12 protein-coding genes are annotated in these 13,790 nt (G+C 75.6%); 5 read left to right on the top strand and 7 right to left on the bottom strand.

The genetic code is table 11. The features are described from left to right. Positions 1-70: 70 nt before the first annotated feature. The gene (locus Asera_RS31255) at positions 71-928 is read right to left on the bottom strand and encodes a sigma-70 family RNA polymerase sigma factor (protein WP_169745859.1); all 858 of its coding nucleotides are present in this window, start codon (positions 926-928) and stop codon (positions 71-73) included. 250 nt (positions 929-1,178) lie between these two features. Further along, complete coding sequence (locus tag Asera_RS31250) at positions 1,179-2,003, bottom strand: ArsR/SmtB family transcription factor (protein WP_051802452.1); 825 nt, start codon at positions 2,001-2,003, stop codon at positions 1,179-1,181. Between the two features lie 64 nt (positions 2,004-2,067). On the opposite strand from Asera_RS31250, the gene Asera_RS31245 reads away from it, so the two are divergent. Then, a complete protein-coding gene (locus tag Asera_RS31245; protein ID WP_030447173.1) occupies positions 2,068-3,480 on the top strand; it encodes an MFS transporter in 1,413 nt (470 codons plus the stop codon). 101 nt (positions 3,481-3,581) lie between these two features. Here the strand turns inward: Asera_RS31245 and Asera_RS31240 are convergent, their stop codons facing one another. Both Asera_RS31240 and folK read right to left on the bottom strand, forming a co-directional pair. Continuing rightward, a complete protein-coding gene (locus Asera_RS31240; RefSeq protein WP_030447172.1) occupies positions 3,582-4,565 on the bottom strand; it encodes a DUF2804 domain-containing protein in 984 nt (327 codons plus the stop codon). Between the two features lie 68 nt (positions 4,566-4,633). After that, positions 4,634-5,161: a 2-amino-4-hydroxy-6-hydroxymethyldihydropteridine diphosphokinase gene (gene folK / locus Asera_RS31235; protein WP_030447171.1), complete on the bottom strand. Its 528-nt coding sequence runs from the start codon at positions 5,159-5,161 to the stop codon at positions 4,634-4,636. A gap of 131 nt (positions 5,162-5,292) precedes the next feature. Here folK and Asera_RS31230 point away from each other — a divergent pair, with 131 nt between their 5' ends. After that, the gene (locus Asera_RS31230; protein ID WP_035297184.1) at positions 5,293-7,356 is read left to right on the top strand and encodes an amylo-alpha-1,6-glucosidase; all 2,064 of its coding nucleotides are present in this window, start codon (positions 5,293-5,295) and stop codon (positions 7,354-7,356) included. A 31-nt stretch (positions 7,357-7,387) separates the two neighbouring features. Here the strand turns inward: Asera_RS31230 and Asera_RS31225 are convergent, their stop codons facing one another. Further along, positions 7,388-8,119 (bottom strand): TetR family transcriptional regulator, encoded by a 732-nt coding sequence (locus Asera_RS31225; RefSeq protein WP_244844101.1) that lies wholly within the window; start codon positions 8,117-8,119, stop codon positions 7,388-7,390. Between the two features lie 80 nt (positions 8,120-8,199). Here Asera_RS31225 and Asera_RS31220 point away from each other — a divergent pair, with 80 nt between their 5' ends. Further along, complete coding sequence (locus Asera_RS31220; protein WP_030447168.1) at positions 8,200-9,135, top strand: zinc-binding dehydrogenase; 936 nt, start codon at positions 8,200-8,202, stop codon at positions 9,133-9,135. A gap of 156 nt (positions 9,136-9,291) precedes the next feature. Here the strand turns inward: Asera_RS31220 and Asera_RS31215 are convergent, their stop codons facing one another. Both Asera_RS31215 and Asera_RS31210 read right to left on the bottom strand, forming a co-directional pair. Next, a complete protein-coding gene (locus Asera_RS31215; protein ID WP_030447167.1) occupies positions 9,292-9,687 on the bottom strand; it encodes a hypothetical protein in 396 nt (131 codons plus the stop codon). Positions 9,688-9,748: 61 nt separating this feature from the next. Beyond that, complete coding sequence (locus Asera_RS31210; protein WP_051802451.1) at positions 9,749-10,504, bottom strand: 4'-phosphopantetheinyl transferase family protein; 756 nt, start codon at positions 10,502-10,504, stop codon at positions 9,749-9,751. Between the two features lie 59 nt (positions 10,505-10,563). Here Asera_RS31210 and Asera_RS31205 point away from each other — a divergent pair, with 59 nt between their 5' ends. Then, positions 10,564-11,484: a GNAT family N-acetyltransferase gene (locus Asera_RS31205; protein ID WP_169745858.1), complete on the top strand. Its 921-nt coding sequence runs from the start codon at positions 10,564-10,566 to the stop codon at positions 11,482-11,484. Between the two features lie 96 nt (positions 11,485-11,580). Continuing rightward, on the top strand, positions 11,581-13,683 hold the full coding sequence (gene ligA / locus Asera_RS31200) for an NAD-dependent DNA ligase LigA (RefSeq protein WP_030447164.1): 2,103 nt from the start codon (positions 11,581-11,583) through the stop codon (positions 13,681-13,683). Positions 13,684-13,790: the final 107 nt, after the last annotated feature.

Genomic DNA, 13,790 nt, shown 5'->3' with positions numbered 1-13,790 from the left:
GGTCACCTCCCGATTCGTCCGAATGCCCGGCGACTACCCCGATCCGGGTGGTCGAAACCGCGATGCGCGCCTACGCGGCCTGGCGGTCCGTCCGCGGCGTCACCGGCGGCGCCGGCTCCGTCCCCTCCAGGTACGCACGCAGCTGCACCAGGGCCCGGGCGATCAGCCGGGACACGTGCATCTGCGAGATGCCCAGCGACCGGCCGATCTGGGACTGGGTACGCCGGTGTACGAAGCGCTGCACGATCACCGCGCGGTCCCGGTCGGTGAGCCGGGCCAGCGCGCCCGGCAGCGACATCCGGTCGGGGACCGACTCCATCGCCGGGTCGGGTGCGCCGAGCAGCTCCGCGAGTTCGGTGCCGTTGATGCCGCCCGGGCCCGGGCAGGGCTGGTTGAGCGACACCGGCTGGTATCCCCGCTCGGCCGCGAAGACCTCGCGCACCCGCCGCGCGCTCGTGCCGACCGCGTCCGCCAGCTCCGGAACGGTCGGCGTCCGGCCCAGCTCGTGCTCCAGCCGCTGCCGGGCCGCGTTGATGCCGAGCCGCAGCTCCTGAACCGACCGTGGTGGCTGGATCATCCAGCACCGGTCCCGGAAGTAGCGTTTCAGCTCGCCGCGGATGGTCGGCACCGCGTACGCGTAGAAGCTGGTTCCGTGACCGGGGTCGTACCGGTCGACCGCGCAGATCAGCCCGATCGTCGCCACCTGCACCAGATCCTGCGGATCCTCGCTGGTGTGCGCGTACCGGTGGGCCAGCCGCCGGGCCAGCGGCAGGAACGCGCGGATCGCCGCCTCGCGGCGCCGCTGCCGGTCCGGGTCGCCGGCGGGCAGCCGGGCGAGCGACTCCAGGACCCGCAGCGCCTCCTCGTCACCGCTGCGGTCGGTCCTTGCTGTCACCGCGTCACCGCTGCGGTCGATCGTTGCTGTCACCGCGACACCCCCTGCGCCCGGCGCGATCCGCACCCGCGGCGGTGCACCCTCCGGCATCCGACGCCGGCCCTGCCCGGCGTCGGATGCCACGGTGACGGCCCGCGCCGGTACGGCACGACTGCACGGCTTCGCCCGAGTGAAGCCGTTGCCGCGTCCCGGATCGATGCTAGGACCGTGCGCCGCGCGCCGGCCCGGATTGCCGGAACTGGACCGCGTTTCCGCGCCCGACCGGGCCTGCGCGGCGGCGTGGTCAGGCGCGGTGGGCGGGTTCCGGCCGGGCCGCCTCGGTGCCGACGCCCAGCACGCGGGACAGCGCGGTCGCGCCGGCCGGGGTGAGCCGCACCGCGCGGCGGGTCGGCGGCCGCTCCACCCAGCCGTGCCCGAGCAGGCCGGTGAGCAGGTCGGCGCCGAGCCGGCCGGCCAGGTGGTGCTGCTGCTCGCTCCAGTCCAGGCAGGCGCGCAGCAGCGGCCGTCCGGTGGTCGCCGGCGCCAGCCGCTCCGGCGGTACGCCCAGCGCGCCGAAGACGTCCGTGGCGGCCGGCCCCAGCCGGTACGGATGGTTGCGCAGTTGCTGTGCCAGCCCGTCGCCGGCCCGCCGCCGGGGCGTGCGCACGCCGTCCGTGGCGACGAGCGCGCCGCGATCCAGCAGGCCCTGCAGCACCTGCACGCCGAGCCGCCCGGCGAGGTGGTCGTAGCAGGTACGTGCGGCGCGCAGGGCCGCGGCCCGGGTGCCCTGCCGCAGCGACCGGACCGGTTCGGCGGGGGAGATCCGGGCCAGCGCCTCCAGCACCGCCGCAACCGGTGCGCCGGCGATCCGGTAGTACCGGTGTCGGCCGGAACGTTCCACCGTGACCAGACCGGCCGACAGCAGCCGCGCCAACTGGGCGCTCGCGGCCTGCGCGGTCACCCCGGCCTCGGCGGCGAGCACGCTCGCCGGCAGCGCCCGCCCGTCCGCGAGCGCGGTCAGCACCCGGGCCCTGGTCCGGTCCGCGAACAGCGCGGCCACCTGCGACACGTCGACGTCACCGCCGCCGCCCGGGGCGGCGGCGAGGGGTGCGGTGTCTCGGCCTGCCATGCCTCGAGCCTGCCACGGCGACACTTCCACCGGTACGGAAGTGTTCCGGTGCCAGCCTCGGGGCATGACGACGCGCCCGAAACTGGTCCTGCTGTTGATGTGTGCCGGGATGTTCCTGGTGCTGCTCGACGTGTCGGTGATCAACGTGGCGATACCGGCGATCGCCGCCGGACTGTCCACCGACACCGGCGGTGTGGGGTGGGTCGTCGACGCGTACGCGGTCGTGCTGGCCGCGCTGCTGCTGTCCGGTGGCGTGCTCGGTGACCGGATCGGCCACCGGCGCGCCGTCCTCGCCGGCCTCCTGGTGTTCGGTGCGGCGAGCGTGGCCTGCGCACTGGCGCCCGGTCTCGGGGTACTCGTCGCGGCGCGCGCCGGCCAGGGCGTGGGTGCCGCGCTGCTGCTGCCGTGCAGCGTCGCGGTGATCACCGGGGCGTACCCGGGCCGGGCCGAGCAGGCGCGGGCCCTCGGCATCTGGGCCGGCGTGTCGTCGCTCGCGCTGCCGGCCGGCCCGCTGCTCGGCGGGGCGCTGGTGCAGGCGTTCGGCTGGCAGTCGATCTTCTGGATCAACCCGCCGATCGTCGTCGCGGTCGGGCTCGCCACGCTGTTCGCGGTGCCCGCCGGTCGCGCCGACCGGCGCCGCCGGCTCGATCCGGCCGGCGCCGTGCTGGCGGCGGTCGCGCTGGCGACCCTGGTGTATGCGGTGATCGCCGCCGGCCGCGGCGCCGGCTGGCCGCCGGTCGCGGGCGCCGCCGCGGTGGCGGTGTGTGCCGGCGCCGGCCTGGTCGCCGTCGAGCGGCGTGTCGCGGCACCGACATTGCCGCTGGATGCGTTGCGCGGCAAGGCGTTTACCGGCGCCAACCTGCTCGCGCTGACGATGAACCTGGCCACCAACGGCACCCTGTTCGTGGTCACCCTCTACCTGCAGTCGGTACGCGGGTTGCCACCGGCCACGGCGGGCCTGCTGCTGGTGCCGATCTTCGTACCGCTGGTGGCACTGTCGCCGCTCGCCGGCCGCCTGACGGCCAGGTACGGCCCGCGCCGGCCGATGCTCGCGGGCGCCCTGCTCGCCGCGGCCGGATCGGCGGCGCTGCTCGCCACCACCGCCGATCCGCACCGTGACGGGTACCTGGCCCTGCTGCCGGCGTTGCTCGGGGTCGGCACCGGCGTCGGGTTGTTCACCGCGCCGGTGGTGGCCGCCGCGCTGCGGGCCGCGCCGCCCGGCCGGGCCGGCCTCGCCAACGGGGTGGTCAACACCGCCCGGCAGGCCGGTACCGCGCTGGGCATCGCGGTGTTCGGCGCGGTCGCTGGCGACGCGATCAGCCCGTACCGGTTCGTCGCCGGATTGCACCGGCTCGGGCTCGCCGCGGCCCTGCTCTGGTTGGTTGCCGCGGTCGTCACCCTCCGGGTCGCCCCGAGCGCCGGTGACCGGGCGCGGGCACGCCGTGCGCCGGAACGAGTCACCGTCGGTGAGCGGTGAGCGGTGAGCGGTGAGCGGTGAGCGGTGAGCGGTGAGCGGTGAGCGGTGAGCGGTGAGCGGTGACGGCGCAGGGCGGGGTGGTGCGGGTCGTGTGCCGGCGGTCACCACCGTTGGTTGGCCTCCTCGGCCCAGCCGGTCAGCCCGGCCAGCTCGATCCGCTCACCGTCCTCGGTGGCGGCCCAGCCGTCGAAGTGACCGAAGCACTGGTGCGTCGACGAGGCGACCACGCCCAGATTGGTACGGGACTGCCTGACGTGGAAGGGAACGAACCGCACGTCGACCCCTTCGCCGTGGACCCGCCACGGTGCGCGCCAGTCACCCCGGTCGTACTCCCAGGCCAGTTCGGTGCCGATCTTGTGCAGCCGGCCGTCGACGAACAGCGCGTTCTCGGTCAGGGGCGTGCCGACGGTCCACCTACCGCCGAGCTGCAGGCAGCGGCCGGGCGCGCAACCGGCCGCCCAGTTCCACGAGATCCGGTACGGCCAGCGGCCCCGGCCGTGGTCGAGCACGGCGAACGAGTCGGTCGCGCCGATGCGGTGCTCGGTGTCGCCGAGCCGCAGCGTCCCGGACACCGGCCGGCCCGGATCCTTGACCGTGTACTGGAACCGGCGCCGGCTCCACGGCACCACCACGCCGAGCGACTCGTGCCCGGCCGGCAGCGGGACGGTCAGGTCCAGCTCGACGCCGGGCAGCCGGGCGCCGATCGTCGATCCGGTACGGTCCTGCTCGATCCGGATCGCCAGGCTTCCGGCCCGGCCCACGACCGTACCGGCGCCGCTGCGCTCCGGCAGGACGGTGTTGCGGGCGAGCGGCACGACGGCCTGCCGGCCGTGCTCGACGCCGGTGTCCCGGTCGCGGATCCAGACCTCGTGCAGCGCCGCGTAGTCCAGCGACGACACGGTCAGGCCGATCAGGTGCCGGGGCGTGACGATGCCCCAGTACTCCCAGCGTTTGGTGCGGCCCCAGCCGCGCAGGTTGGCCCGGTGCAGCGGGGTGCGGGTCCAGCCGACCGCGGCCGGGTTGAGCCGACCCCGCCCGGTGCACAGCTCGACCGGCTCGGTGATCTCGCGTTCCGCGGTGCCCATCGGCCCACCGTACCGTCAGTCCACAGTGGACGTCGATGACCCGGGTGCGAGCGGCTCGGGGTCGCCGGTCACCCGGTGAGCAGCGGGCCGAGGCGGGTCACCGCCGGTACGTCGGGGGCGACCGGCTCGGTGCGCAGCAGCGCGGTGATCGGGCCGTGGCCGGGCAGCTCCGCGGCCGGTTCGAGCTGCGCCCAGGGCACCAGGACGAACGCGCGCAGGTGCGCCCGCGGATGCGGCAGCGTCAGCACCGGGTCGTCCTGCAGCACCGGTTCCGGCCCGGCGGGCCCGTCGCGCCACACCGCGATCACGTCGACGTCGAGGGTCCGCGGCCCGTACCGCCGGGCGGGGTCACGGACCCGGCCGCCCGCGGCCTCGAGCTCGTGCGCCAGCGAGAGCCACCCGTCCGCCTCGACCGCGTCGTCGGCGACCACCGCCACCGCGTTCAGGTAGGGCGGCTGGTCCGGATCACCCCACGGCGGCGTCTGGTACCCGTCGGACACCGCGACCAGCCGGTCACCCAGCCGGCGCAGCGCCGTCCGCAGCGTCGCCTCCCGGTCGCCGAGGTTCGCCCCCAACGCCAACACCGCCCGGCTCACCGCACCACCCCCGTGGCCAGTCTGCCGTACCCGCGGCACCGGCGTCGATCGGCGTCCGGCGTCGATACGCTGAGCGCAAACGTCAGGCCGCGGCCGGGAGGGCGGCGTCCGAGTCGGCGAGGGAGAGCACGGTGCGGCCACAGCCATTCCTGCACGAGCTGGTGACGGTACTCGCGGCGCCCACGGTGGCGCTGTCCGGCGCGGACGGTCAGATCCGCCCCGGCGGTACCGAGGGTGTGCTCAGCGCCGACCGGCGCATCCTCGCCGAGCTGACCGTCACGCTCGACGGCGTCGAACCGACCCCGCTCGGGTACCGGCTCGGCTCCGCCGAGGCGGCCACCTTCAGCGGCGTCGCCCGGCAGCTCGGCGACCCCGGCGCCGACCCGACCGTGCTGGTGCGCCGGGAGCGCACCGCGACGCCCGACGGCCTGACCGAACGCATCACGGTACGCAGCCGCGCGCACGCGCCGGTGCACACCAGGCTGGCGCTGCGGGTCGGCGCCGATCTGGCCGGCCTGCCCGCGATCAAGTGCGGTGACCGGCGACCGCCGGTATCGCCCCGGCGCGACACCGATGCGGTGCTGCGCTTCGCGGCGCCGGGGACGGCGGACGGGGCGGTGCTGCGTGTCGACGTGCTGCCGGACGAGGTGCTGCTCGACGACGCCGGCGCGCAGCTGTCCTGGCAGCTCGATCTCGACCCCGGCACCGAGTGGACGGTGCTGGTGCGGGCGCACGGCGAGGGCCGGCGCGGACCGTTCCGGGCGGCGCCGACGCTGCCCTGGTCGGTACCGAGGATCCGTTCCGCCGCACCGGATCTGGACCGAACGGTCGAGCGGGGGGTGGCGGATCTGGCCGGCCTGCCGATGGCCGGCGAGGAGCACCCCGACGACGTGTTCCTGGCCGCCGGCGCGCCGTGGTTCTTCACCCTGTTCGGCCGCGACTCGTTGTGGGCGGCCCGGATGCTGCTGCCGCTGGGAACCGGGCTCGCCGCCGGCACGCTGCGGGTCCTGGCCCGCAACCAGGGCCGCCGGGACGATCCAGTGACCGGCGAGGCGCCCGGGAAGATCATCCACGAGGTGCGCGACGAGTCCGGCGGCGTCGGCCTGCCGCCGCGCTACTACGGCACCATCGACGCCACCGCGCTGTGGGTGGTGACGCTGCACGAGGCGTGGCGGTGGGGGATGCCGGCCGCCGAGGTGCGCGAGCTGCTGCCGGCGCTGCGCGCGGCGCTGGGCTGGCTGTCCGGGCCGGCCGACGCGGACGGCGACGGCTTCGCCGAGTACGTCGACGCGAGCGGCTCCGGCCTGGTCAACCAGGGCTGGAAGGACTCGCCGGACGCCGTGCAGTTCGCCGACGGCACGCTCGCCGCGCCGCCGATCGCGCTGTGCGAGGCGCAGGCGTACGACCATCAGGCGGCGCGGGCCGGCGCGGCGCTGCTCACCGCGCTCGGCTCCGGCGCGGACGCCGACACCGCGGCCGCGCTGACCGGGTTCGCCGACCGGCTGCGCGAGCGGTTCCGCGCCGCGTACTGGGTGTCCGACGAGCACGGCCGGTTTCCGGCGCTCGCGCTGGACGGGGCGAAGCGGCCGGTGCCGGTGGCGAGTTCCAACCTGGGCCACCTGCTCGGTACCGGGCTGCTGGACGCCGACGAGGCGGCGGCGGTGGCGCACCGGCTCGGCGCCGCCGACCTCGCCGACACGTACGGGCTGCGTACCCTCTCCGCCGACGTCGCCGGGGCGAACCCGCTCGGGTACCACACCGGGTCGGTGTGGCCGCACGACACCGCGATCGCGATCGCCGGGCTGGCCGCGGAGGGGCACGGCGCGCTCGCCGCCCGGCTCGCCGGCGGGCTGCTCGCCGCGGCACCCGCGTTCGACTACCGGCTGCCGGAGCTGTTCGCCGGCACCGGCCGGGACGAACCGGTACTCGCCTACCCGGCGTCCTGCCGGCCGCAGGCGTGGGCGGCGGCCGCACCGGTGGCGTTGCTCGCGGCGGCGCTCGGGCTGCGCCCCGACGTACCGAACGGGACCCTGACGGTGGCGCCGGACCCGGCGTTCGCCGGCTGGTTCCCGCTGACGGTGTCCGGGCTGCGGCTCGCCGGTGCGCCGCTGTCGATCGAGGTGGCCGCCGACGGTACGGCCGCCGTCGAACTTGCCACCGCCGACATCTCCGTCACCACCGGATCCGGCCGGTGACGGCGCCGCGCGCCGTGCGGGCAGGGTCGGGTCAGCCGTTCCAGCGCTGCTCGTAGGCCTGCCAGCTCGGCGCCGGGCCGGGTAGCCGGGCGTCGCCGGCCGGGCGCAGGCCGGCGATCGCGATCGCGAGCAGCCGGGCGGCGCTGCCGGGCTGGTCGTCCGGTGCGCGCCGGCTGAAGTGCTCGATCAGCAGCGCCACGTCCACCGCGGTGACGTCGCGGCGCAGTACCCCGGCGTGGTGCGCCCGCCCGACCACCCGGGTGTGCAGCCGGCGACTGCGCCGCGCGGCGGCCAGCATCTCGTCGGTGACCGGAATCGTGCCCGCCAGCGGGGCGAGCGCGCCGGACCGGAACCCGACCCGCTCGGTGATGTACCCGGTGAGCGCGAGCCAGGGATCGTCCATCGCCAGCGCCGCCTCGGCCGCCGCGCTCGCCTGCGCCATGGCCAGCACGCAGAGCCGCTGCAACAGCTCCGTCTTGCTGCCGTACCGCCGGTAGAGGGTGCCCATGCCGACGCCGGCGCGAGCCGCGACGGCGGCGACCGGCGCAGCGAACCCCTGGCTGGCGAAGACCTCCCGGGCCGCGTCGAGGACCAGCCGGTCGTTGCGGGCGGCCTCGGCCTGCCGCCCGCGCCGGCGGACCGGGCCGCCTCGCTCGAGTCCCGGATCGAGGCGGCCCGGCGCTGGATCGGCGGGGCCAGGCACTGGATCGGCGCGGCCCGGTGCCGGATCGTTCCGGCGCGGTACTGGTGCGTCCTGGCTCACCGGCACAGCGTATTGCCGGTGTGCACCGCGCGCGCTAGCTTTTGTCGGAGCGAAACGCTCCGACAAAGGGTGGGGGTCCGGTGCGAGCGGTGGTGCAGCGGCAGTGGGGTGGGCCGGAGGTGCTGCGGGTCGAGCAGGTGCCCGACCCGGTACCCGGGCCCGGTCAGGTGTTGATCGCGGCGCAGGCCTGCCCGATCACGTTCGTGGAGACGCAGATCCGTGCCGGGGGTGGCCCACCCGCGGCGCGCACGCTGCCGCACGTGCCGGGTAACGGCACCGCGGGTGTGGTTCGTGCGGTCGGCCCCGACACCCCGGCCGAGCTGGTCGGTCGGCGGGTCGTCGCGGTGACCGGCGGTGGCGGGTACGCCGAGCTGGCCGTGGTGGCGGTCGACGAGCTGATCGACGTCCCCGATGGCGTCACGCTCGACGACGCCGCCGCGTTGCTCGCCGACGGCCGTACCGCGCTCGCGCTGTCGGCCGCCGCCCGCATCACCGACGGTGACCGGGTGCTGGTGCTCGCCGCCGGCGGTGGGCTGGGCAGCCTGCTGGTGCAGCTCGCGCGATCCGCCGGCGCCGAGGTTGTCGGCGCCGCTGGTAGCGCGGCGAAGCGCGCGCTCGCCGAACGGGTCGGTGCCGGGACCGTCGTCGACTACACCGCCGACGGCTGGGCCGACCGCATCGGTGCGGTCGACGTGGTGTTCGACGGCGTGGGCGGCGCGGTCGGCGCGGCCGCGTTCGCGCTCGCTCGTTCCGGGGCCCGCTACGTCGTGCACGGCGCGGCGAGCGGCACGATGACCAGGCCGCCGGCCGACACCGGGGTCGAGGTGGTGCCGCTGTCCGCGGTCTCGTTCGGGGCCGGCGGCGCGCGGGCCCGGTCGGCGGAGGCGCTGGCGCTCGCCGCCGCGGGGCGGTTGCGGCCGACGATCGGCCAGCGGTTCGCCCTTGCCGAGGCCGCGGCCGCGCATGCCGCCATCGAGTCCCGCCGCGCCCTGGGCAAGACCCTCCTCGTTCCCTAGGCGTGCCCGCGCGGCGCTCCGCCCGGCGCAGCTGGGACAGCCGGGTCAGCCGGTCAGCCGGTCAGCCAGGTCAGTCGGGCAGCCGGCAGCCGGGTCAGCCGGGCAGCCGGGCAGTCGGGCAGCTGGGCAGCCTCGGGCGCCGGTCGGCGGGGGCGGTCAGCCGGTGGCGACGCCGACGGCGGCCAGGATCAGCGCGGCCGCGAGCAGTACCGCGCCGCCGACGGTGAGCGTGTTGCCGGCGGACCAGCTGCCGCGGCGGCCGATCGCCAGGTGCACGAAGAACCCGCCGGACTGGGCGAGCACCCCGGCGAGCAGCAGCAGGCACAGGGTCCAGCGCGCGATCTGGCCGAGGCCGCCGTCGGCGGACAGGTCGAGTACCACCAGGGTGAGGATGAGCAGGACGCCGGCGTGCGCGTGCCCGGCCCGGAACGACGCGGTCTGGTGGTCGTCCAGCTTGCCGGCCGGCAGCAGTCGCAGCAGCGAGTAGCCGCCGAACATCACGGTCGGCACGGCGACCAGCGCGATGACGGTGAACAGGGTGATCGGGTCCATGGTTCCCTCCGGCAATCTAGTCATCGACTAGATTGCCGGAGGGGGTCGAACTTGTCAATGGCTAGATCGTCGCTCCCGGCCCGGCGTCGCGACGGTCGGCCGGCCGAGCCGGAGCCAGCCCGATCCCGGCCAGGTCGGTGATCTCGCGCAGCGCCACCCGCGGCGCCGCGGTGGTCGCGAGCGCGGCGGTGTACTCCTCGGGTACCGGCAGGGTGGTCAGCATCGGCGGCTCGGCCGGCCAGCCCGCCGGCGGTGCGGCGAGGCAGGCGGTCGGGCCGTCCACCCGGACCGAGGCCAGCGGTACGGTCAGGCCGTGCCCGGCGAGCTTGACCGCGGCCTCCTTGCGCGTCCACAGCCGCAGGAACCGGGCCGGCCGGTCCGCGGCGGGCAGCGCGTCGAGATCGGCCTGCTCGGCGGCGGCCAGCGTACGGGCACCGAGCAGGCCCGGGTCCAGCCGGCGGTCCAGCCGTTCGATGTCCGCCCCGACCCGGCATGCCGAGGACCAGGCGAGCAGCACCAGCCGGCCGGCGTGCGACACCGAGTAGTCCAGTCCCGCCGCACCTCGCAGGTACGGCTTGCCGTGGTCGCCGCCGTCGCTGCACAGCCGGCAGCTCCGGTCGACCTCGACCCGCTCGGGCGGCACCCCGAGGTAGGCCGAGCCGAGCAGCCGCTGCAGCGCCCGGGACAGCACGAACAGCCGTCGGGCCGCGACCGACACGTACCGCGCGGAGCGTTCGGTCTCGGCCGTCGACAGCAGCGGCTCGGCCTGCTGCGCCAGCACCACCGCGTCCGCCACCCACACCTCGACATCGGCCATGCGACACAAGGTAAGGAATGGGTTTGCCCGTCGCGCTACCGGCCGGCATCATGCACGCCATGACGGAGCGGGTCGAGTGGGTGCCGGTCACCCCGGAGCGGTACCAGGAGTGGCTCGCGCCGGTGCGCGCCCGCCTGGTCGAGCGTGCGGGCACCGGCATCGCGGCGCCCGAGTCGACGGTCGACCGGGCGCTGGCCGCCGCGCTGCCGGACGGAGCCGGAACCCCCGGCCAGCACCTGCTGTCCGCGCGGATCGGGGGCGAGCCGGCCGGTCAGGCCTGGCTCGGCCTGTCCGGGCGTACCGCCTGCGTGCACGACCTGGTGGGGGAGCGGCTGCTGCCGGCGCTGGAACGGTACGCCGCCGGGCGGGGCGCCGACGCCGTCAAGATCACCGTGCTCGACCGGGACCGGCGGTTCGCCCAGCAGCTCGCCGAGCAGGGATACCGGGTGATCAACACCCAGATGCGGATCGCGCTGGCCGACGCGGCCGACGCCGGTCCCCGGCGTGAGCTGCGCACGATGACAGCAGACCAGTGGAGCGCGTTTCGGGCCAACCAGGAGCGCGACTACGCGGCGGAAATGCTGCGCGCGGGCCAGTGCGCCAGCGCGGCGGAGGCCAGCGAACGCGCGGTGCGGGAGATGGCGGAGCTGCTCCCGGCCGGCCGCGACACCCCCGACCAGCAGTTCCTGATGGGCTACGCCGCCGGTGAGCCGGTCGGTTTCGTCTGGTACAGCACGGATCCCGACTCGGCGTTCGTTCTCGACCTGCTGGTGTACGAGCAGCACCGCCGGCGGGGCCATGCCGCCGGCATGCTGCGCGCGATGCACGACCGTTGCCGCGACGCCGGCCTGACCGCGGTCGGGCTGTCGGTGTTCGGCTTCAACGACGGCGCCCGCGCCCTGTACGACGCCCTCGGCTACCACCCCACCGAACAGGTCCTCGTCAAGCGACTCGGCTCGACGCCCGAGCCGACCCGGTAGCGGGCGGGCGCGGCCGGCCGGGCGTAGCTCGACCGGGCCACGCTCCGTACCCGGGGTGGACGGGATTCTGTCGGTGGTGGCGGGCAGGATGGCAGCATGACGGTGCCTGTTGCGCAGATCGTGGATGCCGCCGCCTACATCCAGGCGGTCGAGGAGGCGGTGGCGGCCGCCGCGGCCTACTACGCGGGCGGCGGCTCGCCGTTGGACGACGATGCGTACGACGCGCTGGTGCGCGGCATCGCGGCGTGGGAGGCCGCGCACCCGGACGAGGTGTCGCCCGACTCCCCGTCCGGCAAGGTGGCCGGCGGTGCGGCGGAGGGCGACGTGCCGCACACCGTGGCGATGCTGAGCCTGGACAACGTGTTCTCGCCGGAGCAGTTCGAGGCGTGGGCGGCGTCGCTGGCCCGGCGGCTCGGCCACGACGTGGAACGGTTCAGCGTCGAGCCGAAGCTGGACGGGTTGGCGATCGCCGCCCGCTACGTCGGCGGGCGGTTGGTCCGGCTCATCACCCGGGGAGACGGCACGGCGGGGGAGGACGTTTCGCACGCGATCGGCACCCTGGAGGGCCTGCCGGCCGAGCTGGCGGTGCCGGTGACCGTCGAGGTGCGCGGCGAGGTGCTGATGACCACCGTGCAGTTCGAGCAGGCGAACGAGGCGCGGGTGACGCACGGCGGGGAGCCGTTCGCCAATCCGCGCAGCGCGGCGGCGGGCAGCCTGCGCGCCCGAGACCGCGCGTACGTGGCGACGATGACGTTCTTCTGCTACGGCCTGCTGCCGCTGCCGGACACCGACGATGCCCTGGCCGCCCGGCTGGCCGAGGGTGCCCACGGTGAGCTGATGACGCTGGCCGCCGAGTTCGGCGTGCACACGACCGCCACGACCCAGGTGCCCGGCAGCATCGCCGGCAGCGTCGAGGAGGTGCTCGCCCGGATCACCCGGATCGCGGCGGTGCGACCCGACCTGCCCTTCGGCATCGACGGCATCGTGATCAAGGCCGACCGCGCCGCCGACCAGCGGGCCGCGGGCGCGGGCTCACGCGCCCCGCGGTGGGCGATCGCCTACAAGCTGCCCGCCGTGGAGAAGATCACCCGGCTGATCGAGGTGGAGTGGAACGTGGGCCGCACCGGCATCATCGCCCCGCGCGGCGTGCTGGAACCGGTCGAGATCGACGGCGCCACCATCACCTACGCGACGCTGCACAACCCGGCCGACATCACCCGCCGTGACCTGCGCCTGGGCGACCGGGTCATGGTGCACCGGGCGGGCGATGTCATCCCGCGCATCGAGGCACCCGTCGCGCACCTGCGCACCGGAGACGAGCAGCCGATCGCGTTTCCCGAGGTGTGCCCGCGGTGCGGCTCGGACATCGACACCAGCCAGGAACGCTGGCGCTGCGTGCAGGGTCGCAACTGCCACCTGGTGGCGTCGCTGTCGTACGCGGTGGGCCGCGACCAGCTCGACATCGAGGGGCTGGGCGGCACCCGCGTCGTGCAACTGGTCGAGGCCGGGCTGGTGGCCGATCTCGCCGACCTGTTCACCCTCACCCGCGAGCAGCTGCTCGGCCTGGACCGGATGGGCGAGACCAGCGCCGACAACCTGCTCGCGGCCCTGGCCGCGGCCAGGACGCAGCCGCTGTCGCGGGTGCTGTGCGCGCTCGGCGTGCGCGGCACCGGCCGGTCGATGTCGCGGCGGATCGCCCGGTACTTCGCCACCATGGACGCCATCCGCGCCGCCGATGCCGAAGCGCTGCAACAGGTCGACGGCATCGGCGGCGAGAAGGCGCCGTCCATCGTCGCCGAGCTCGCGGAGCTCGCGCCGCTGATCGACAAGCTCGCCGCGGCCGGGGTGAACATGACCGAACCCGGCGCCGCTCCCCCCTCGGCGACCGCCGAGGAACCGCGCGAGGGCGAGGACGTGACCGCGGACCCGGACGCCGGGCCGCTCGCCGGGATGACCGTGGTGGTCACCGGCGCCATGAGCGGTCCGCTGGCGAAGCTCAGCCGCAACGAGATGAACGAGCTGATCGAACGCGCCGGCGGCCGTTCCGCCAGCAGCGTGTCGAAGAAGACGAGCCTGGTCGTCGCGGGCGACAATGCCGGCTCGAAACGTAGCAAGGCCGAGGACCTCGGCATCCGCCTCGCCTCGCCCGACGAGTTCGCCGCCCTCGTCGCAGAACTGCTCGAACCGAGCAGCTCCTGAAACACCGCCGACACCGGGCCCAGCCGCGCCCCAGCGCCGACCTGTGCGAACCGAGCGGCCCTGGGAACACCGCCGACACCGGGTCCAGCCGTGCCGGGGCCGGGTGG

Origin of the sequence: Actinocatenispora sera, from assembly GCF_018324685.1 — a bacterium.
GTDB lineage: Bacteria > Actinomycetota > Actinomycetes > Mycobacteriales > Micromonosporaceae > Actinocatenispora > Actinocatenispora sera.
The sequence above is the reverse complement of the archived record's forward strand: the minus strand, read 5'-3'. Positions and strand labels throughout refer to the sequence as shown.